Genomic DNA, 18,312 nt, shown 5'->3' with positions numbered 1-18,312 from the left:
TTAGTGCTTGCGCGGTGCCAGATACGCCAGCCAGCGGCGCTCGGCCAGCTTGAACAGACGAACCAGGATGAAGGTCAGGACCAGGTAAATGAGGCCGGCGGTGATGAACGCCTCGAACGGCAGATAGAACCGCGAACTGACCGTACGCGCGGCCCCGGTGATGTCGACCAGCGTGACGATGGACGCCAGGCTGGTGGTTTGCAGCATCATCAGCACTTCGTTGCTGTACTGCGGCAGCGCCCGGCGCAAGGCCGACGGCAGGAGAATGCGGCGGTACAGGGTGAAGCGCGACATGCCCATGGCCTTGGCTGCTTCGATCTCGCCGCAGGAAGTGGACTTCAAACTGCCGGCCAGGAGTTCCGCGCTGTAGGCACTGGTATTGATCGCAAAGGCCAGGCAGGCACAAAAGGTCGCGCTGGACAGGTAAGGCCAGAGCACGCTTTGGCGTACCGCTTCAAACTGCGCGAGCCCGTAATAGATCAGAAACAATTGCACGAGCATTGGCGTGCCGCGAATCACATAGGTGTAAAGCCAGGCAGGGAAGTTGATCAGCGGTGATCTGGACACCCGCATCAGCGCCAACGGAATTGCCAGCACCAGGCCAAAGGCCAGGGAAATCAGCAGAACTTTCAGGGTCAGCAAGGCGCCATTGAAGTACAGCGGCAGGTTTTCCCAGATCAGGTTGTAGTCGAGGATCATGTTCGCTCCCAATCACAGTTCGGCGGCTTTGGTGCCGACCGAGTAGTGTTTTTCCAGATAACGCAGCACCAGCAACGACAGGCTGGTCAGCATCAGATAAAGAGCCGCCACCGCGAGGAAAAAGGTAAAGGGCTCATGGGTTGCATCCGCTGCGTTCTTGGCTTTGAACATCATGTCCTGCAAACCGATGACCGAGATCAGCGCGGTAGATTTGGTCAGTACCAACCAGTTGTTGGTGAAGCCGGGAATGGCGAAACGAATCATCTGTGGCACCAGAATCCGCCAGAACACCTGCGCACCACTCATGCCGTAGGCTGCCCCGGCCTCGCCCTGACCTTTAGGGATCGCCATAAAGGCGCCGCGAAAGGTTTCCGAGAGATAGGCGCCGAAAATGAAGCCCATGGTGCAGACGCCGGCGATAAAGGGATTGATGTCGAAGTACCGGGTGTAACCGAGCGCAAGGGCAATGCGGTTCACCAGATCCTGGCCGCCGTAGAAGATCAGCAGAATCAACACCAGGTCCGGGATGCCGCGAATAACGGTTGTGTAACCTTCGCCCAGCGCCGCCAGCCATTTGATCGATGACAAGCGAAATGCTGCACCGATCAGACCCAGGGCAATGGCCAGGGTCATGGAGGTCAGGGCCAGATTAATAGTCAGCCAGGCGCCATCGAGAATGCTCGATCCGTAGCCGTGAAGCATGATGAAGTTCCTCAAACGAGCGCCGGGAGGCGCGCGGGACAAGCCAAAGGCGGCGCCTGCAACGGGCCGGCGCCGGAGTTACGGGTGGACGCTTATTCGCCGTAGATATCGAACGCGAAGTACTTGGCCATCACTTGCTGGTACTTGCCATTGGCCCGGATAGCGTCAATCGCTGCACTCAGGCGTGCGGCGTTCGCGCTGTCACCTTTGCGCACGGCGATCCCGGCGCCTCTGCCGAAGTATTTCGGGTCGTTGATGTCCGGCCCTACCAAGGCGAAACCTTTCCCGGCAGGCGTTTTGATAAAGCTTTCATCGGTGTTGACGATGTCTGCGAGCGTGGCGTCCAGACGACCCGAAGCCAGGTCAAGGAACGCTTCATTTTGTGCGGAGTAGCGCACGACCTCGACCCCGGCTTTCTCAAGCTGTTCAGTGGCAAAACGGTCATAAGTCGAGGAGCGTTGCACGCCGACCTTCTTGCCTTTGAGATCAACCAGAGGGTTGTTGATCACGCTGCCGTCCTTCATCGCGAACTTGCCCGGCGTGTGGTAGTACTTTTTGCTGAAGTCGACTGACTTCATGCGGTCATCGGTAATCGACATCGATGACAGCACGGCATCGATCTTGCGCACTTTCAGCGAGGGGATCATGCCGTCGAATTCCTGAATGACCCATTGGCATTTGACCTTCATCTCCTCGCATAGCGCGTTACCGATGTCGTAATCGAAACCGCTGACGTTGCCTTCCGGGGTCTTGAAAGAGAAGGGTGGGTAGGCGGCTTCGATACCGATACGCAGACTCTCTTCGTCGGCGTGGGCCAGGATGCTGAAGGCGCAAAGTGCCAGAGCACCTAGAAGTCCAGTCTTGTTCATATTGTTGACTCCTTTTGTAGGGTGTTTGGGTGGTTCGATACCCGCAAGTACCCGGCGTGGGCGCTTCTCGGGGAACTGCTGTGGCTGAGGTACTGCCTCAGTCGGCGTCGCGATCTGCCCTGAAAGGTGAGGGTGCTTGCCGTCCGGTCTGGCGAGGTGGGTCGGTATTGATGATCTTGTCGAGCCTATAAATGACACGTTTTATTTCATAAATCAAATTTATGAAAATAAAAACATCATTTCTGGTGAGTCTCCAGCCGGGTCGTCATTTCTGCAGATGGGTGCAAACCGGGGGGGCGTGGGCGTGCCAGATCCGTCGCAATAACGAATTCACGCTGAGGTTGAAAGGGCGGAAGGGGGAACAAGCGCAGCGTTGCATCGGGTGGGCAACGCTGGAGCGAAGGCCGCGCAGCCCCGTTACAGCACCGCTACGCGTATGTTGGCAACGATCTGCAGGATCTCTACGGCGTTGATCCCCTGCACATCGGTGAGGCAACGCGGGCAGCAGGGACGTTGCCTGGAGCGCCTTGTCGAGCCGGCTTAACCGGGTAGTTTGGCCGCAAGGACGTCAACCTGCTCGATTGACGGCGGTTTGGCAAACAGCTCGGGAGCCTTGGCCATAAGCGCCGCTGCGACCTTGCCCGAAAGATGGGCCTGCCGGCCTGCTTCATCCGGGAAGGCGTCAAAGATGCCAAAGGTGGACGGTCCCAAGCGGATTGCGAACCAGGCCGTGGTGGCTGGCTCTTGCTCCACGATTGGAAGGCCACCCAGGAGAAAGCTCTCTACCTCTTTCTCTTTCCCGGGTTTTGCTTGCAGACGAACGAACAACGCTACTTTGACCATGATGTGCCTCCTGTTGCTATGACTACATCACCCTGCGTCACGCTTTCCAGTAAGCCCGACGCGATACTCTCCGATTCGGCATAGACACCCGCCACGACGGTACTGCCCAGCCGCCCAAGCGTTGCAATGTGGCCGTTGCCGCCGCCTCTGAGGGTGTTGCTTCAGACGCAGCATTGAGTCAGCGGGCTTCCAGGACTCCTGCCGAGTAAACCAGCATAGTTCTTTGAGTAAACTTCATTGGCGCTAAATTTTTGCTGATCGGCAGTTCCTGGCCGGTTGCAGTCAGTCAACACTGGCAGAGAACGACCCGAAACAGCGGCTACTGTCTGGACCCATCTCGGCCGGGTGTCACTGAGTAACTCCAGCAAGCCGAATAGAAGGCATATTGCTGGCCCCCAAACCTGAAAGTTATCGCCAAAATTACTTTATTTTCAGGTGGTTAGGCGGAATGCAAATGCGGAATGTATTGATCGCGCTCATCTCGTTGGCCCTGGCGAGCGTTGCAGTCTCTGCCCAGGCCAGGGAGCTGATGTCGAATGATCGGTTTAGGTGCAGTTGGGGAGCGGGTACCGCGCAACGAGCCCAGGAACTCAAGCTGTCGGGGGTTTCACTGTATGCCGCTCGCCAGAAGATACAGGCTTACAAGTTTAGCAAGGGGTGGATGCGAATGATGGCCTTGGGCATTACCGAGCAAACCTACGACAGTAAATCCCGATTCAAGCCCGCTGCCGTCCGGCAGAGCTTCTATGAAGAGTGCGTCAGGTATAAGTTGGCGCGTAAATGACGATGTGGCATGGAGGCCTTGGCGCTGGTGCAGATTGCCGCACACAAGAGAAGCGCCAGGAAGTGATCCACCTTTGTAATGGCAGGGCTCCTGATCGGGCGCGGCGACGCTGCCACGGCGAGGAGGAATTTGCCACACGCAAAGAACACGCAATAGCCGAATAAAGTCGACGCTAATGGTCGAAAAACTGGAATGGTCGGTGCTTTACTCGTGTTGCTGTGCGAAGCGCTCGATCAGCCATTTTGCCGCCGGACCGGGCGGTGTATCCGTACGATAGATGGCATCGAAGCTGTAGACACCGCTTTTGAGGTCCGGCATGTCGAGTTGCACAAGGCGGCCTGCCGCCAAGTCATCCCTGACCATGGACAATGGCATGTTGCCCCAGCCGATCCCCTCCCTGAGCAGCATGTGTTTGGCCCCCAGATCCGCCAGGCGCCAGGTCCTCGTGCCGATGACGGCGAAGTCCTTGCCTTGGGTCAAGGGTGAACGATCCGACAGCACCAACTGGACATGCTCGCGTCCAGCGCCTGGGGCGTTCAGCCGAGTCGTTGCCAGCGGGTGGCTGGGCGCTGCGACCGGCACCAGTTTGACGCTGCCGATGCCGATGCGCTCGATTCCATCGATGATGTTATCGAGTTGGCCACCCACGCCGATGCTGGCCTTGCGATTGAGCACGAGCTGAGTGACGGCGCCCAGGGCTTCCATATGAAGGTGCAGGGATACGGTCGGAAAGGTCTCCTGGAATGATTTGAGCGCATCGACCACGCGCTCGGCAGGCAACAGCACATCGAGCACCAGGTGGATCTCTGCCTCCAGGCCTTGCAGCAGTCCCTTCACCTTGGCCCGCAGCCCGTTGACCCCATTGGTGATGGTGCGTGCTTCGGCGAGCACGGTACGTCCCGCATCGGTCAGTTGGGGTTTGCGGGTGGTGTTTCTATCGAACAGAACAACGCCGAGTTGCATCTCCAGATTGGAAATCGAGTAGCTGATGACAGAAGTGGCCCTGCTCAGTTTTCGCGCCGCCGCGGCAAAACTGCCGACCTCGACAACCGTCAGGAATACACGCAGTTGATCGAGAGTGGGGGTGCCTGGGTCTGAGATCATTTCGATTTCCTTGAACACTTGCGGGGGTATTTATGTTGATTTCACGTGCAGTAGTGCCGCAAGAACCAGATGAGCAGGGCGTGATTATATTTCGAAAAAATAGAACGTAATCGTCGAAATTAGTCGGCTATTGCGATTGTAGAGTGGGTGGCAGACTTTCCTCAATGCGGCGCTCCATGGTGGATGCGCCCTATTTGATGGAAGAACAACCCATGTCTCAATCTACAGCAACTATCTCCCGCGATACCCATGAACTGTCCGGCTCTGTCGCTACCACCGCCACGGCTGCTCTGGTCGGCCGTGTGTTACTCAGCGCCATCTTCATCCTCTCGGGCGTCTCCAAACTGAGCGCCCCGGCGATGATGATCGGCTACATCGGTTCGGTTGGTCTGCCGTTCCCGCAGCTCGCTCTGGCATTGGCCATCATCATCGAAATCGGCGGCGGTATTGCTCTGATCGCTGGCTACCGCACCCGTACTGTTGCGCTGGTGCTTGCCCTGTTCAGCGTGTTCACCGCCCTGGCATTCCATAACGGTCTGAGCGACCAGAACCAGTTCATCCACTTCTTCAAGAACATCGCCATGGCGGGCGGCCTGTTGCAGGTCGTCGCGTTCGGCGCCGGTCGCTTCAGCCTCGATGCCCGTCGTCGCTGAGCCAATGGCGCCGCAGTGAATGAACGCTTGCGGCGCCTCCCGGGTTTCATCTTTCGAAATCATCCGAGGATTCACCATGAAAGCCATACGTGTGCATGAATACGGCAGCCCGGATGTGCTGCGCCTGGAAGACGTCGCCGACCCGCTTGCGGGGGAGGGCGAGGTGCTGATCGACGTGGAAGGTGCCGCGGTCAACCCGATCGATTGGAAGATTCTTTCCGGCTCCATGAAAGCCTTCATCCCGTTGCCGTTGCCCTACACGCCGGGGACCGAAGTGGCGGGAACGATTTCCGCGATTGGCAAGGGTGTGAGTGGTTTTGCAGTCGGCGATAAGGTATTTGGTTTTATCGGCATCGTCGGCGGATATGCCACAAAGGCTGCCGTACCAGCAGATCGCCTGGCGCTCAGGCCGCGCAGTCTTTCCGCCCTGCAGGCCAGTGGTGTGGCAGTGGCGGCACTGACGGCCTGGCAAGCGTTGCATGAGCATGCGGGCATCAAGGCGGGTCAGCGAGTGCTGATTCACGGTGCCGCCGGCGGAGTCGGCAGCATGGCCGTGCAGATAGCCAGGCATGCCGGCGCCACGGTCATTGCCACCGCTTCGAGCGGCAACCATGACTATCTGGAAAAAATCGGCGCGAATCAGCTGATCGACTACCGTAGCCAGGCCTTCGAGGAGGTAGTGGCGGATGTGGATATCGTGCTTGACCTGATTGGCGGCGAAACCCAGCTACATTCCTGGAAGGTATTGAAGCGGGGCGGGGTCCTGGTGTCGCCGGTCAGTGCGCCGAACGCAGAGTTGGCGAAGGTGCACGGCGTTTCGGCAAAAAACTTCGCCACTCGGCCGGATGGCAGGCAACTCACGGCCATCGCCGAGTTGTTCGATGCCGGCCAACTCTCTATAGAGGTCGAAGTGTTCCCGATCTCGCAGGTGAAGCAGGCCGTAGGAAAAAGTATGGCCGGACATACACGTGGCAAAATCGTACTCAATCTTGGCCAATAAAAATCAGGCAATAAAAGACCGCAAGCATGCAGGCGATCGCTTGATTGCATCGCCTGATCGGACGGTCTGATTTGTTGAAGAGGTGCAAAAGCTTTAGCGGTTGGAATCAGAGCTTATGACTGGCGGAGGAAATGAGCGTCTGCTTTGGGGCGGTCTGCGTCGTGAGTACTGTGAAAGCGCGCTGGCCATGGGCTTGATCCAATGTGTGAATACAATTCCACTCGATCGGCGCCGTGGGGGACGATCGCGCATGCGCGCTACCCCATGGTAGGCAAGTTGCCGAAGTGGTCCGGCTGGCTGCGCGGCTAGAATGAAGGTGTCAGTCCCGATTTTGGAGAACCAAGATGGTCAGCAAGAACACGATTTGTCTCTTGTACGACGGTGACGCGTTGGACGCTGCGAAGTTCTACGCCGAGACGTTCCCTGACAGCGCGGTGGGAGCTGTCCTTCGTGCGCCTGGCGACTATCCGGCGGGCAAGCAGGGCGATGTCTTGACGGTCGAGTTCACGGTGATGGGCATCCCTTGTCTCGGGCTGAACGCGGGGGCGGCGTTCAAGCACAACGAGGCTTTCTCGTTCCAGGTTGCGACCGACGACCAAGCCGAAACGGACCGCTTGTGGGACGCGATTGTCGGAAACGGCGGCCAGGAAAGCGTATGCGGCTGGTGCAAGGACAAGTGGGGACTGTCGTGGCAGATCACGCCACGCGTCCTGACGGCCGCGATAGCCGATCCCGATCGAGCGACGGCCAAGCGCGCGTTCGAAGCCATGATGGGGATGAGAAAGATCGACATCGCTGCGATCGAAGCGGCTCTTGAGCGTTAACCCGTGCGGCTTGGGGCTGGGCGCTGTCGGATGCTGGCCGGTGCTCAAGCCAAGCGCTGGACAAGGCTTCATCCGGGCATCGCACTGTCGATTTCGCAGAGTCTCGTTCGACTATCCGTTAGGGGATGAATCTGATTGGTCGCAGTGATCGTAGGCGTTCCCTGTACGAGAACTTTCACGAGGACGAACCAGGAGAAGAATATGCGCAAGCTCACCGTTGCCGCTTTCATGAGTCTGGATGGCGTTATTCAAGCGCCCGGCGGGCCTGAAGAAGATCCCGGCGGCGAATTCCGCCTCGGTGGCTGGATAGTGCCCTACGCCGACGAAGCCTTTGGCCAGGCCATACAGGACCTGTTCGCGCAGCCGTTCGAGTTGTTGCTGGGGCGTCGCACCTACGACATATTCGCGGCGTATTGGCCGCACAGACGGGCCGATTCAAAAAACCGCGTCATCGCTAACCTGTTCAACAGCGTGCCTAAACATGTGGCCACGCATCGATCCGATACGCTTGATTGGCAGAACAGTCGTGCGTTGGAGGGAAACCTTGCCGACGCGATACGCGCGCTCAAGCACCAGGACGGCGCCCACCTATTGACGCAGGGCAGCGGCGATATGGTGCGCCAACTGCTTGCAGCCGGGTTGGTGGATGAGCTTCGGCTTATGATTTTTCCCATCGTACTTGGGCGCGGCAAGCGCTTGTTTGGCGACGACGCACAAGCGTCGGCCTTCACTTTGGCGCACTCGACCAGCACGCCTGGCGGTGTGCTGATCACCCATTACGTGCGCAGCGGCGACGTGCGCACAGGAGCGTTTGAAGAGTAGGAAAAGCCCGTGACGCCTGACAACTCGTTGAAGGCCGACGTCCCTGACGGGCCACGGCCTTCACGCGAGCAGGCGCATGGTCGAGCAAACACGCCTGCCTCTGCGACCAATCAGATTCACTCCCTAACGGCTCGCATTGAATGAAATCAATGCGGGTTCTCTTGAGGTCGGTTGCAACAGGTAACGACCGGAGCTCTGCGCCCCAGACTGACAGTCACTCCCGCAGCTTGGGGCCGTGAGCAGGCGTTCCCGGGTGTCCGTTTCTGGCCGTTATCTGCCTGATGCAAAAGCCGGTTATCCCTGGCAACGCCGCCGGCCCGATGCGCTCGGCTATCGGTCCAGCAGAGGTGCCAGCAGTGCACACATGCCGCGCCAGTGCGAACCCTCCCAGTAAACCCGTTGGCAGGCGTCGCAGCGCAGGAAGCGCGAATAGAGGGCGCCAATGCGTGGCGGCACCTGCGACCGGGCCAGTTCCGGGCTGATCTCGTGCAGCGGCAGGTTGCAATGCAGGCACAGGCTGAATGGCCGCGCGCTACGCGCCAGGTCGAGGCGCTCGTACAATTCGCGCAGCTGCAGTGACGGTTTCAGGGCATGCACGTAACAGCCGTGGCTGATGATCCGCCGCTTGAGCAGTTCGCGGTCGCGGGTTAGCACGATGCGTCCTTGCTGCGCAGCGATCTCGGCGATCTCGCCATCCTCGAAGCGATTGTCGTAGAGGGTGTCGAAGCCGCTCATGCGCAGCAGGCTGGCCAGCCCGCCAAGGTGCGCATCAGCGACGAAGCGCAGCACCCGTAAAGGTTGCGCACGAACCTTGAGCAGCGGGCTGATGTCCAGCGCTTCGAACTTGGGATACACCGCCAGCCGGTCACCGTCGAAGATCACCCGCTCGAGGCCCACCGACTCGCCGTTGAGCAGCACCAGCTCGACCTCGGTGTGCGGTATCCCGAGCGCCTCGATCATGTGCTTGGCCGTCGCCCCTCGCGCGCACTCGCAGGTAAAGGCCTGCCGCCGCCGTTCGGCCGGCAGGAAATCGTTGAGCTCCTCGTAGAAGCGGAAGGTTGCACGGGTCATGCTGAACAGTATGGCAGGGCTGCAGGATGAGCGAGTCTAGTCCGGACATCTTCTCCGGCAGGCCCCAAACTACGAAACGCCCGCTGAACGATTTAGCCAATCTGTTGCATCGACCGGTTGAATCCACAGCCAAGAGCGGACGTTCGAGCCAGAGCCGCGCTTGGCCCAGACCAGGCAATTAGATCTAAATTGAAATACGGTGAAAAAAAGGCGCCATATTGGCGCCTTAGCGGTATCAAGCGATTTTTATTACAACCTTCCCAAATGCCCCCCTCGCAAGATGCTCGTAAGCTTCTCGTGCTTTCTCGAATGGATACACCTGATCGATTACAGGACGAATCTTGTGTTCGTTGAGGAACGCATTCATCCGGTCGAACGATGAGCGCGGCGCCACGGCGATACCGCGAATGGTCGTCTGGCGGAAAATGAGTGGCATCAGATTGAGTTCAACGGTCTGCCCGGTCAAAAAGCCGATTTGCGCAATACGCCCGGATGCCTTAGTCGCTGCGACCGATTGATTGATGCCGCTGCCGCCGGCCACATCGAGCAGCAGATCCACGCCTTTGCCTTCGGTCAGCTTCAACACTTCGTGCGCCCAGTTCGGAGTAGTTCTGTAGTTGATGCCCGCCACGGCCCCCAGCCCCTTCACGGTTTGCAGATTCTGGTCGCTACTCGACGTTGCAATTACCCTCGCGCCAAGCGCAGTAGCGATCTGCACGGCAAATATGGATACACCGCCAGTGCCTTGAACTAACACAGTTTGCCCCGGCTGAATTTGTCCAAAGTCCACCAACGAGTACCATGCCGTGAGCGCGGCAATCGGGAGTGTTGCCGCCTCTTCGTCGCTCATGTTGTCTGGCGCACCCACGGCGCTGTCTTCGTGGATGATCATGTATTCAGCCAAACCGCCTGGCAACGGCGAGCCGAAGCAGTAATCGGGTTCATTTGGCCCAGGCTCGCCATCCAGCCAACGGGAGTACAGATGCGAGTTGACCCGATCGCCGACTTTGAAGCGCGTGACGCCGTCACCGACCGCGACCACTGTGCCGGCTGCATCGCTAACCGGGATCAGGGGTTTGGGCACCATATGCGGCTCATAGATGCCGTCAACGATAGCCTTGTCGCGAAAATTGAGCGAGACAGCACCGACCTTGACCAACAGCTCGCCGGTCTTTGGTTGCGGGGTAGCTACCTCTCCCAATTGCAGGTTGTCGAGTCCGAAATCTTTCAATAACCAAGCCTTCATCATGAATCTCCAAATACACGTCAATGGGCCGCAAACCGGAAATGGTTCTGCCTTGGGCACATCTTTCGCTTTTGGCGGAGCGCAATAAATGCGCGCAAAAAGACATGATTGTTCTATTCTGAGGCAACAATTATTTTCAGCTCCGTGAGTCAGTCGGGGCCCACATGGAAACGCCATGGAATTGCTGCAATCGATGCGACTGTTCGCCAGACTTGCTGAACTCGGCAGCTTCACTAAAGCCGCCGAGTCGCTGGACATCGGGCGACCTCAGGTCACCCGTTATATCCAGGAGCTGGAGACGTCATTGGGCGTACGCCTATTCCAACGCACCACGAGAAAGGTGGCGCTCACCGCAGAGGGTGAGCGGTTCTATGAGCGGGTGCAGGAAATTCTCGCGGGTATTTCTGCTGCGACCTCGATGTTTGATCGCTCCGGAGCAACGCTCGTGGGCCGACTTCGCATCGATATCCCGACCGCTTTTGCACAAATGGAATTCATCAAAAGCCTTAAAGAGTTCACCACCACCTTCCCGGGCATCAACATGGTGCTGGGCGTGACAGACCGAGCAGTTGACCTGATAGGTGAAGGCGTTGACTGTGCGTTGCGTATAGGCGATTTACCGGACTCGACATTGATCGCTCGCCCCATTGCAATGGCAACCATGGTGACATGCGCAGCTCCCGAGTATCTGCACGAGCACGGCGAACCCAAGAAACTCGACGATCTAGTCGCCCATCGAGGTGTCAACTTCTTGTCCGGCCAGAGCAACAGGACATTGCCTTGGCACTTCTCGGTAAAGGGTCAGGATCGAGCGTTTGTGAGTAACGCCGGTATCACAGTCACCGAGTCGAATGCGTACGTTCAGTGTGGCGTGTCGGGTTTCGGAATAATCCAAGCGCCAGGCATCACCGTGGCCGAGCATTTGGACAGTCGCGCTTTGGTGGAGATTCTAAGACCCTATCGGCCAACCCCTCGTCCTGTGTCGGTGCTGTACCCAAGCCGGATGCACCTAGCGCCGCAGGTGCAAGTTTTTATTGAATGGCTGCAAGAGCGTTTTCCGCAGCTTCATTCCGACTGGCTGGAATAATAGGCGTTCATTAGTTCGGTGCCGTCAACGGCCGCAATGGGTTGATTTCGGTCGGTTGTGACAGGCAGAAATCGGCAAGTAGCGGACACCCGCCCCTTTCTTTTTCCCTATCAGCATCACGGTCTGACCTGAGAGCTATGATCCACGAATGACGGTGCACGATTCTAGAAACCTTTGGGTCGACCTCGCCAATTCTCTGGATGCCAGAGCAGATCTGCCTCTCTCTCAAAGCATGAGTCTGATGCCCGCCCTATAGCTCTCATCTCGCTATAACCATTCAGCGAAATCTTCATAGTGAAACCAAATGCCTAAGAATGAGGACTCAATTAGGAGGGGTTGCCATAGGGATTTTCACCAGCTAGGCTCTGGCCAACGGCCCCTAAGGTCGCCGCCGTTGGCCAGAGCCTGACGAGAGATTCATCCTTTGAATTTCATCGGATCTGCCAAACTTTAGATGAGGAAGTCAGCCAAATGGAAATCGGTCCACAGCAAGGATTCGAACCTTATCTACATCCTTATCGATTGCATTTGGCCTGCGCTCTATATCGCTCGGAATTCGGAGCTTCCCGCCCATGAGTACAGGCATGTTCAAACCGGTTCATGGTGCACACGCCGTTGTTGAAACAGTGTTTTTTTTCGAGTTCGCGTCTCCGATTCTGTCGGACGAGTCAATCGAACAACACTTGGCGGTCGCTTATGCCGATGCCCTGGCTCGCGTAGATAGAGCAGACTCAATTGAGCTGAGTTTCGATTCTGCAACTCGTGAGTCGAGCCAGAGAGAAATCTTCACTTATACGTTTTCCAATGGAAGCGGTGAGGAGAACGAGGCTCCGGAATGGGCTGTGCGTATTACCGATGGCATTCAGGTTTCTATCCATTGCACGGCCTATACGCGTTGGGATGCCGTTTCAAAACAAGCCTTTGAATTCCTAGATAGACTGGCTAATAACTCTCAAGCTGCTCTTGACCTAAGGTCGCTGGGCTTCAAGGTCGTAGACCAGTTTCGTTATGAGCCGGACGAGGGTGTTTATGATCTGCGCTTACTCTGCGACCAGAGCAGCAGCTATCTGTCTCGCAAGAGTTTTGAATCTGGAGAACGTTGGCACAACCACTCCGGCTGGTTCTGGGAGCATCCCAATGGGAAACAGATACTTAATCAATTGAACGTGAACTCATCTGTTGTATCGGTACAACATAAAGCTCCCCACACCTATGTGACTATCGATCATGTCCAAGTGCTTCGCCGGGAAGAAGATAGTGATGCTTTGCTCAGCTCCTTTGACTCGGACAAATTCTCTGAGCTGGCCCATGTTTTCTTTGAACCGCTGCACGATCAGAACAAGCTGGTGATCAACGACCTCTTGACTGAGGACGCTTGCCGTCGTCTCAGCCTGGTCGTGGGAGGGAAACAATGAACGCGACGATGCTTAGCAATCCTTTCGGGAATGCTCAAGAAACCGCTACGGGAGGTGGAACGTGGCTGCCCTCTACCAAGGGTAAAGGTAAAAGCAAAATCATCTACGCAAAGGCAGGTAATGTTCAAAGAACGGTGAAAAGCACCGATTCTTTCACTGTTTCCTATACGTGGGTCTCGCGAGCGTTCCTGTCCGGTAGCCAGGTGCAGAGCACTCTACGCGGACAAGCGAAAGGAAATCAGTTCCCTCTCTACGACTTCCGCCAGGCTCATACGCTAAAGAACAGCTTGCTGGCTAAAATTCGTGGTCTGCTTGACTTGGAGCCGGCTTGGGATGGTTATACCGCGAAGGTCCCTTCCGTAGCTGCAATCGATGAAGCTGAGCAATTTTCAAGTACTGTACTTCCAGCCGGTGAATTTCAATTGCCCACGGTCACGGCAGCGGCAGATGGTGAAGTGAACTTCTCTTGGAAGAACGCCCTTGGCTATATTGATCTTGGCTTCTACGGTGACGGAAGCTATTCCTATTACGCCAAGACAGCAGTGGGCCAGGAGTTCATGAGTGATGAATCTTCCCTTACTGAGCACCTTCCAGAGCAGATTTTGAAGATTATCCGAGGAATCTGATTTCATGGATGTACCGCCACTGTCCGAAGATGAAAGCTTGGTCAGAGCATTCTTTTGCCCAGAACAGCACAATGGTCAGGAGTTCCTGGCCAATGCTGTCAGCCTCGATGATTTGAAAGATCGAGGGTTCAGTGTTGATCGTCCGATACTGACACCACTGTCGGTGTTGACACACCGCGTGGATACCCAACGTGCCAAGCTGCCTGAGGTTCGAGAGTTCACTAAATTCTCACAGCTTTTCTACGCCAAGCTCAGGGAAGATCGAGACCCAGCAGGGCAAGACTACTTCGATGTCCAACCCTCTCCGGTCACCGAGTCCGAGCACGAGCCCGCCAACCCTGGCCATGCTTCTATTTACAGTGCCGACAAAAGTCTAGGAAGGGGCGGCCTACGCAAGATCCGGACAGAGCTCATCAAGCACCTAAACAACATCGTGGATTTGGAGAACGTTGCCTATCTTCGCGATTCTGTAGGGGAGTGATTAGTTAGTTCATCTCGCCTTCTTGGCCGGGCCACAAAAAAATGTGTTCCCCACCACTCCCTGAGCGAATTAGGCGGCCTCTCTGCAGCGTTGACTATCAACTTGGTCTCTTCCGTTTCATCAAAGCTCACGCCTTCAAGATGCAAGTGTGTATCCATCTCGCCACCCTGTACCCAAGGAACGCTAACCCTGGCGCGGCATAGAACGAGCCGCTGCTTCAGCGGCGGCGCTCGTAAGACAGGCCTTTGTACAGTGTTTCGACAGTGGAGCTATAGACAGTGGAGGCGGTGTCGGACACCACGTCTGCTACATTGCCGACAGTTTCGCATGAGGGAGTAGCCAATGCATTGTGTCGACCGGTTGAATCCACAGTCAAAAGCGGACCAAGACGAACGTCCGTTTCTGGCCGTTAGCTGTCCATTACGAATGGCAAGACGCGCCCCGAATCTGTCTATCAGACATCTTCCTGTGTCCAGGGACGCTGGGGCGATAAACTTCCTGGTGGACTCCATTCAAGGCTTCTGGCTATTTACAATCCCCATCCCTCCTTCGCAGCCCTGCGGATCCCCTCCAGTAACATCGCGAACGCCGGATTGTCATTGTTTTCGCGCCAGATCAAATGCAACTCGCTCTGCACTCCTTCTCCCAAATCGATATCGCGAAACACCACGTTCTTGAACACGACGCTGGTGGCGCAGCGAGGGACCAGGGCCAGGCCCATTCCGGCGTTGACCATGGCCAGGATGGTCAATGATGAGCCAAGCCATTGCACGTACTCCGGGGCCACGCGGGCGGAGCGGAGCGTGCCGGTCAGCAGCTCGTTGAACGGTGGGTAGGCGGAATGGGCGTACATCCGGAAGGGTTGTGCGTCGAGGTCATTGACGGACACGGTTTCGGCACTGGCCAGCCGGTGGTTGCCGGGAGCGGCGACAGGCATTCGGTGGCGTAACCCGGCTCCAGCAAGGGCGCGCGGACGATGCCCAGGTCGATACGGCGGGCGCGCAGGGCTTCGTGCTGCTGGTAGGTGTTCATCTCCGACAGGTCGATTTTGACATGGGGCTGTTTGAGCCGTGCTTCAGCGATGACTTTGGGCAGAAATTCGTACACAGCGCTGCCGACGAAGCTGATATTGACCGAGCCGATGTCCCCCTCGGCGAAGCGTCGGGCGGTCACTGCGGCTTGCTGGGCGCGCTCCAGCAGGCTCGGCGCTTCGACGAAGAAGGCGCGGCCGGCGGCGGTGAGGGCGACGCTACGGGTGCTGCGGGTGAACAGCTCGACGCCCAGGTGGTGTTCCAACAGTTGGATCTAAGGCGGCAAGCTGCCCATCGTCGATGGCTGCGTGAAGATCTCCCGTGCGCCCGGGCTGGGTCTTGAACTGGATCACGATCAGTTGGGCAAACTGCACGACCAATACCTGACCTGCGGCATTCGACAGCGCGATGACGTGAAACAGATGCAACGTTACAAGCCGGAGTGGAAGACCATCAAACCGCGTTTTTGAGCCCGTCCGGTACTTGGCCTGATGGGGCGCAAGCCCATCGGGGGAGGGCGGTGGGCAGGGCGCGCCGAACTGTATCAGCGCGAACACGGGTTTTGATGACCCTGACTTGCGCTGATCCTTGGCGTGGTGGGGGGCATCCCCCCTTGAGGACATAGACCTCCTGGCCGGCGTCTCCCGTCCGCGCCGCTGTAACACACTGTATCTCGCGGCTGTGTGTTGCAACTGCCTTACAAAACCCCTCGCGCCGGGATACACCGGTGATACATCCATCCCTCGAAATGGCCACACCCGAACACGGCGGGCCATGCGAGGTGAGGATCCGGCAAATGCCACCTCCCGCTGACCTCAACCCTGTTCGAGCCATGACCTTGCGACGCGCCGCCCCGGTGGGCAGCGCAAACCCTACGGCGCTGCCGTAATCCACACTGGAGAATTACCATGTCTCGTACCCACTGCACCCTTGGCCTGATCGGCGCCGCCCTGGTCGGCGGAATGTTCCTCAGCGGTTCTGCTTTCGCGGTGGAGCCCCTGGCCCAGGGCTACCAACTGGCCTCGGCAAAAACCGCCGGCGAAGGCAAATGCGGCGCCGGCGCCAAGGTGAGCCAGGCCGAAGGCAAATGCGGGGAGGGCAAGTGCGGCGATGCGTCCTTCTCACGCACCGACAGCAACCATGATGGCAAGGTCTCGCGCGACGAGTTTCTCGTCGTGGCCAAGGATCGCGCCGCCGACTTCGACAAGATCGACAGCAACCACGACGGCTTCATTTCTGAACGCGAGGCCTACGACCATCTGAAGGCCATTTACCAGGCCAACGGCAAGCCGATGCCCGACGGCCTGTTCAGCCACCTGCAAAACGACAAGTCCTGACCTGCCCCCTTGCGCCGCGCCCCTCCTGCCTGACAGGCGGGGCGTCGTGCGTTTTCCCGGAGCCACACCATGAGCATGATCGATAACCCAATCCAGGCCGGGCTCGGCCTGCGCCGTGGGCTGCTACCCGCGCTGCTGGCGATGGAGGACGGCGCGGTGGACTTCCTCGAATGCGCGCCGGAGAACTGGATCGGCGTCGGCGGCGCCTTTGGCGAGGGGCTGGCCAGCCTGGCCGAACGCTTTCCTGTCGCCTGCCACGGGCTGTCGCTGTCACTGGGTGGCAGCGAGCCGTTGGACCGGGACTTTCTCGTCCGCACGCGACAGTTTCTTGAACGCTACCAGGTCAGCCTTTATAGCGAGCACCTGAGCTATTGCACCGATGACGGCCACCTCTACGACCTGATGCCGATCCCCTTTACCGACGAGGCCATCCAGCATGTCGCCGCGCGCATCCGCGAAACCCAGGAGCGCCTCGGCCGGCGCATCGCGGTGGAGAACATCAGCTACTATGCCGCACCGTACCAGGCACTGAGCGAGATCGACTTCATCACAGCGGTGTTGGAAGAGGCCGATTGCGACCTGCTGCTGGACGTCAACAACCTGTTCGTCAACGCCTGCAACCACGGTTACGACGCCTTGGCATTCCTTCACGCGCTACCGCTACAACGGGTGACAAGCCTGCATGTCGCCGGCCACTACGACGAAGCCGCGGACCTGAAGATCGACACCCACGGCGCTACGGTGAGGGACGGCGTGTGGGCGCTGCTGGCCGCCGCTTACCAGCGTTTCGGCGTGCACCCCACGGTGCTGGAACGCGATTTCAACTACCCGCCGCTGGCCGACCTGCTGGAAGAAACCGGGCGCATCCGAGCCATCCAGCAGGCCTGTCTTGGCGCGCTTGCCAACAGCAGTGCCGCTCATGTCTGAAACCCTGCGCGAGCAACAATTCACTCTGGCCCGCCACCTGCGCGACCCGACCCGTCAGGCGCCGCCGCCGGGCATCGAGGCGCGGCGCCTGAAGGTCTATCGCGAGCTGTTCTACAACGCCATCGAAGGGCTGCTGGCCGGCAGCTTCCCGGTGCTGCGGTCCACCCTCGGGGATGCACGCTGGCATGCCCGGGTGCGCGACTTCTATGCCGGGCATCGCAGCCAGACGCCACTGTTCACGGGCATCGCCGAAGAGTTCGTCGCCTACCTGCAACAGCAGCAGGCGGATACCGACCCGGCCGCGCCCTGGCAGGTGGAGCTGGCCCACTACGAGTGGGTCGAGTCGCAGTTGTACCTGAGTGACGCCCAGGACCCGCCGCACCAGCAGGACGGTGACCTGCTGGCCGGTGTCCCGCTGCTGTCCTGCCTGGCCATGCCACTGGCGTACCGCTGGCCGGTGAACCGCATCGCTGCGGACCATCAACCCACCGAGGCACCGCAAGTGCCGACCTTGCTGCTGGTGCACCGCGATGCCGGGCACCAGGTGCATTTTGCCCGGTTGGCGCCTCTGGCGTATCACCTGCTGGCCTCGCTGGCCGCTCACCCGCGCAGTGGGCGGGAGCACCTGCAGGCCCTGGCCGCAACGGCCGGCGGCGATGCCCAGGCCATCCAGCACCAGGGCCTGGCGCTGCTAGAGTCGCTGCGCGCTCAGGGCATCGTGATCGGCACCCAGATCCACCTCTGAATCCCCACTGCCGCTTCCACACCGGGGGCGGCGTGATCCACGACCG

Annotated in this window: 19 protein-coding genes and 2 pseudogenes; 13 read left to right on the top strand and 8 right to left on the bottom strand. The window is 58.4% G+C overall.

Features of this window, described 5'->3' with window-relative positions:
• From AC07UI_RS13505 to AC07UI_RS13490, 4 genes are all read right to left on the bottom strand, one after another.
• Positions 1 to 699: an ABC transporter permease gene (locus AC07UI_RS13505; RefSeq protein ID WP_494992952.1), complete on the bottom strand. Its 699-nt coding sequence runs from the start codon at positions 697 to 699 to the stop codon at positions 1 to 3.
• Between the two features lie 12 nt (positions 700 to 711).
• A complete protein-coding gene (locus AC07UI_RS13500; RefSeq protein ID WP_494992951.1) occupies positions 712 to 1,401 on the bottom strand; it encodes an ABC transporter permease in 690 nt (229 codons plus the stop codon).
• A 92-nt stretch (positions 1,402 to 1,493) separates the two neighbouring features.
• Positions 1,494 to 2,270 (bottom strand): ABC transporter substrate-binding protein, encoded by a 777-nt coding sequence (locus AC07UI_RS13495; RefSeq protein ID WP_494992950.1) that lies wholly within the window; start codon positions 2,268 to 2,270, stop codon positions 1,494 to 1,496.
• Between the two features lie 540 nt (positions 2,271 to 2,810).
• The gene (locus AC07UI_RS13490; RefSeq protein ID WP_494992949.1) at positions 2,811 to 3,113 is read right to left on the bottom strand and encodes a putative quinol monooxygenase; all 303 of its coding nucleotides are present in this window, start codon (positions 3,111 to 3,113) and stop codon (positions 2,811 to 2,813) included.
• Between the two features lie 454 nt (positions 3,114 to 3,567).
• On the opposite strand from AC07UI_RS13490, the gene AC07UI_RS13485 reads away from it, so the two are divergent.
• Positions 3,568 to 3,897, top strand: a complete 330-nt coding sequence (locus AC07UI_RS13485; RefSeq protein WP_494993095.1) for a hypothetical protein — start codon at positions 3,568 to 3,570, stop codon at positions 3,895 to 3,897.
• A 204-nt stretch (positions 3,898 to 4,101) separates the two neighbouring features.
• On the opposite strand, the gene AC07UI_RS13480 is transcribed toward AC07UI_RS13485, so the two are convergent.
• Positions 4,102 to 5,001: a LysR family transcriptional regulator gene (locus tag AC07UI_RS13480; protein ID WP_494992948.1), complete on the bottom strand. Its 900-nt coding sequence runs from the start codon at positions 4,999 to 5,001 to the stop codon at positions 4,102 to 4,104.
• A 212-nt stretch (positions 5,002 to 5,213) separates the two neighbouring features.
• Between AC07UI_RS13480 and AC07UI_RS13475 the strand changes: the two genes are divergently transcribed.
• The 4 genes from AC07UI_RS13475 to AC07UI_RS13460 all read left to right on the top strand — a co-directional run bounded on the left by AC07UI_RS13475 (position 5,214) and on the right by AC07UI_RS13460 (position 8,300).
• Complete coding sequence (locus AC07UI_RS13475) at positions 5,214 to 5,654, top strand: DoxX family protein (RefSeq protein ID WP_494992947.1); 441 nt, start codon at positions 5,214 to 5,216, stop codon at positions 5,652 to 5,654.
• Between the two features lie 76 nt (positions 5,655 to 5,730).
• Positions 5,731 to 6,654, top strand: a complete 924-nt coding sequence (locus AC07UI_RS13470; RefSeq protein ID WP_494992946.1) for an NADP-dependent oxidoreductase — start codon at positions 5,731 to 5,733, stop codon at positions 6,652 to 6,654.
• Between the two features lie 344 nt (positions 6,655 to 6,998).
• Positions 6,999 to 7,478, top strand: a complete 480-nt coding sequence (locus AC07UI_RS13465) for a VOC family protein (RefSeq protein ID WP_494992945.1) — start codon at positions 6,999 to 7,001, stop codon at positions 7,476 to 7,478.
• A gap of 201 nt (positions 7,479 to 7,679) precedes the next feature.
• Positions 7,680 to 8,300: a dihydrofolate reductase family protein gene (locus AC07UI_RS13460; RefSeq protein WP_494992944.1), complete on the top strand. Its 621-nt coding sequence runs from the start codon at positions 7,680 to 7,682 to the stop codon at positions 8,298 to 8,300.
• 330 nt (positions 8,301 to 8,630) lie between these two features.
• Here the strand turns inward: AC07UI_RS13460 and AC07UI_RS13455 are convergent, their stop codons facing one another.
• Both AC07UI_RS13455 and AC07UI_RS13450 read right to left on the bottom strand, forming a co-directional pair.
• Positions 8,631 to 9,371: a Mut7-C RNAse domain-containing protein gene (locus AC07UI_RS13455; protein WP_494992943.1), complete on the bottom strand. Its 741-nt coding sequence runs from the start codon at positions 9,369 to 9,371 to the stop codon at positions 8,631 to 8,633.
• A 235-nt stretch (positions 9,372 to 9,606) separates the two neighbouring features.
• Positions 9,607 to 10,617, bottom strand: a complete 1,011-nt coding sequence (locus AC07UI_RS13450) for a zinc-dependent alcohol dehydrogenase family protein (protein ID WP_494993094.1) — start codon at positions 10,615 to 10,617, stop codon at positions 9,607 to 9,609.
• A gap of 175 nt (positions 10,618 to 10,792) precedes the next feature.
• On the opposite strand from AC07UI_RS13450, the gene AC07UI_RS13445 reads away from it, so the two are divergent.
• From AC07UI_RS13445 to AC07UI_RS13430, 4 genes are all read left to right on the top strand, one after another.
• Positions 10,793 to 11,704, top strand: a complete 912-nt coding sequence (locus AC07UI_RS13445) for a LysR family transcriptional regulator (protein ID WP_494992942.1) — start codon at positions 10,793 to 10,795, stop codon at positions 11,702 to 11,704.
• A gap of 584 nt (positions 11,705 to 12,288) precedes the next feature.
• On the top strand, positions 12,289 to 13,119 hold the full coding sequence (locus AC07UI_RS13440) for a TIGR04255 family protein (protein WP_494992941.1): 831 nt from the start codon (positions 12,289 to 12,291) through the stop codon (positions 13,117 to 13,119).
• On the top strand, positions 13,116 to 13,745 hold the full coding sequence (locus tag AC07UI_RS13435; protein WP_494992940.1) for a hypothetical protein: 630 nt from the start codon (positions 13,116 to 13,118) through the stop codon (positions 13,743 to 13,745). Before AC07UI_RS13440 ends, AC07UI_RS13435 begins: the two co-directional genes overlap by 4 nt.
• 4 nt (positions 13,746 to 13,749) lie before the next feature.
• Positions 13,750 to 14,226, top strand: coding sequence for a hypothetical protein (locus AC07UI_RS13430; RefSeq protein WP_494992939.1), 477 nt, complete (start codon positions 13,750 to 13,752; stop codon positions 14,224 to 14,226).
• A 529-nt stretch (positions 14,227 to 14,755) separates the two neighbouring features.
• Here the strand turns inward: AC07UI_RS13430 and AC07UI_RS13425 are convergent.
• Positions 14,756 to 15,522: pseudogene (locus AC07UI_RS13425) on the bottom strand (LysR substrate-binding domain-containing protein).
• Positions 15,523 to 15,535: 13 nt separating this feature from the next.
• On the opposite strand from AC07UI_RS13425, the pseudogene AC07UI_RS13420 reads away from it, so the two are divergent.
• From AC07UI_RS13420 to AC07UI_RS13405, 4 genes and pseudogenes are all read left to right on the top strand, one after another.
• Positions 15,536 to 15,727, top strand: a pseudogene (locus AC07UI_RS13420) (glucarate dehydratase); the annotation flags it as partial.
• A gap of 438 nt (positions 15,728 to 16,165) precedes the next feature.
• Entirely contained in the window at positions 16,166 to 16,594 is a 429-nt protein-coding gene (locus tag AC07UI_RS13415) for an HvfA family oxazolone/thioamide-modified RiPP metallophore (protein WP_494992938.1), read from the top strand.
• A gap of 69 nt (positions 16,595 to 16,663) precedes the next feature.
• A complete protein-coding gene (locus AC07UI_RS13410; protein WP_494992937.1) occupies positions 16,664 to 17,521 on the top strand; it encodes an HvfB family MNIO-type RiPP peptide maturase in 858 nt (285 codons plus the stop codon).
• On the top strand, positions 17,514 to 18,266 hold the full coding sequence (locus tag AC07UI_RS13405) for an HvfC family RiPP maturation protein (protein WP_494992936.1): 753 nt from the start codon (positions 17,514 to 17,516) through the stop codon (positions 18,264 to 18,266). The genes AC07UI_RS13410 and AC07UI_RS13405 overlap by 8 nt, the downstream gene beginning before the upstream one ends.
• The last annotated feature ends 46 nt before the right edge of the window (positions 18,267 to 18,312 follow it).

The sequence above is a fragment of the Pseudomonas sp. GW821-FHT04C07 genome (assembly GCF_059420325.1).
The sequence above is the reverse complement of the archived record's forward strand: the minus strand, read 5'-3'. Positions and strand labels throughout refer to the sequence as shown.

What these genes read in the sequence shown, in the direction of transcription:
- AC07UI_RS13505 (WP_494992952.1), bottom strand. Translation starts at nt 699, where the DNA reads ATGATCCTCGACTACAACCTGATCTGGGAAAACCTGCCGCTGTACTTC.
- AC07UI_RS13500 (WP_494992951.1), bottom strand. Translation starts at nt 1,401, where the DNA reads ATGCTTCACGGCTACGGATCGAGCATTCTCGATGGCGCCTGGCTGACT.
- AC07UI_RS13495 (WP_494992950.1), bottom strand. Translation starts at nt 2,270, where the DNA reads ATGAACAAGACTGGACTTCTAGGTGCTCTGGCACTTTGCGCCTTCAGC.
- AC07UI_RS13490 (WP_494992949.1), bottom strand. Translation starts at nt 3,113, where the DNA reads ATGGTCAAAGTAGCGTTGTTCGTTCGTCTGCAAGCAAAACCCGGGAAA.
- AC07UI_RS13485 (WP_494993095.1), top strand. Translation starts at nt 3,568, where the DNA reads ATGCGGAATGTATTGATCGCGCTCATCTCGTTGGCCCTGGCGAGCGTT.
- AC07UI_RS13480 (WP_494992948.1), bottom strand. Translation starts at nt 5,001, where the DNA reads ATGATCTCAGACCCAGGCACCCCCACTCTCGATCAACTGCGTGTATTC.
- AC07UI_RS13475 (WP_494992947.1), top strand. Translation starts at nt 5,214, where the DNA reads ATGTCTCAATCTACAGCAACTATCTCCCGCGATACCCATGAACTGTCC.
- AC07UI_RS13470 (WP_494992946.1), top strand. Translation starts at nt 5,731, where the DNA reads ATGAAAGCCATACGTGTGCATGAATACGGCAGCCCGGATGTGCTGCGC.
- AC07UI_RS13465 (WP_494992945.1), top strand. Translation starts at nt 6,999, where the DNA reads ATGGTCAGCAAGAACACGATTTGTCTCTTGTACGACGGTGACGCGTTG.
- AC07UI_RS13460 (WP_494992944.1), top strand. Translation starts at nt 7,680, where the DNA reads ATGCGCAAGCTCACCGTTGCCGCTTTCATGAGTCTGGATGGCGTTATT.
- AC07UI_RS13455 (WP_494992943.1), bottom strand. Translation starts at nt 9,371, where the DNA reads ATGACCCGTGCAACCTTCCGCTTCTACGAGGAGCTCAACGATTTCCTG.
- AC07UI_RS13450 (WP_494993094.1), bottom strand. Translation starts at nt 10,617, where the DNA reads ATGAAGGCTTGGTTATTGAAAGATTTCGGACTCGACAACCTGCAATTG.
- AC07UI_RS13445 (WP_494992942.1), top strand. Translation starts at nt 10,793, where the DNA reads ATGGAATTGCTGCAATCGATGCGACTGTTCGCCAGACTTGCTGAACTC.
- AC07UI_RS13440 (WP_494992941.1), top strand. Translation starts at nt 12,289, where the DNA reads ATGTTCAAACCGGTTCATGGTGCACACGCCGTTGTTGAAACAGTGTTT.
- AC07UI_RS13435 (WP_494992940.1), top strand. Translation starts at nt 13,116, where the DNA reads ATGAACGCGACGATGCTTAGCAATCCTTTCGGGAATGCTCAAGAAACC.
- AC07UI_RS13430 (WP_494992939.1), top strand. Translation starts at nt 13,750, where the DNA reads ATGGATGTACCGCCACTGTCCGAAGATGAAAGCTTGGTCAGAGCATTC.
- AC07UI_RS13415 (WP_494992938.1), top strand. Translation starts at nt 16,166, where the DNA reads ATGTCTCGTACCCACTGCACCCTTGGCCTGATCGGCGCCGCCCTGGTC.
- AC07UI_RS13410 (WP_494992937.1), top strand. Translation starts at nt 16,664, where the DNA reads ATGAGCATGATCGATAACCCAATCCAGGCCGGGCTCGGCCTGCGCCGT.
- AC07UI_RS13405 (WP_494992936.1), top strand. Translation starts at nt 17,514, where the DNA reads ATGTCTGAAACCCTGCGCGAGCAACAATTCACTCTGGCCCGCCACCTG.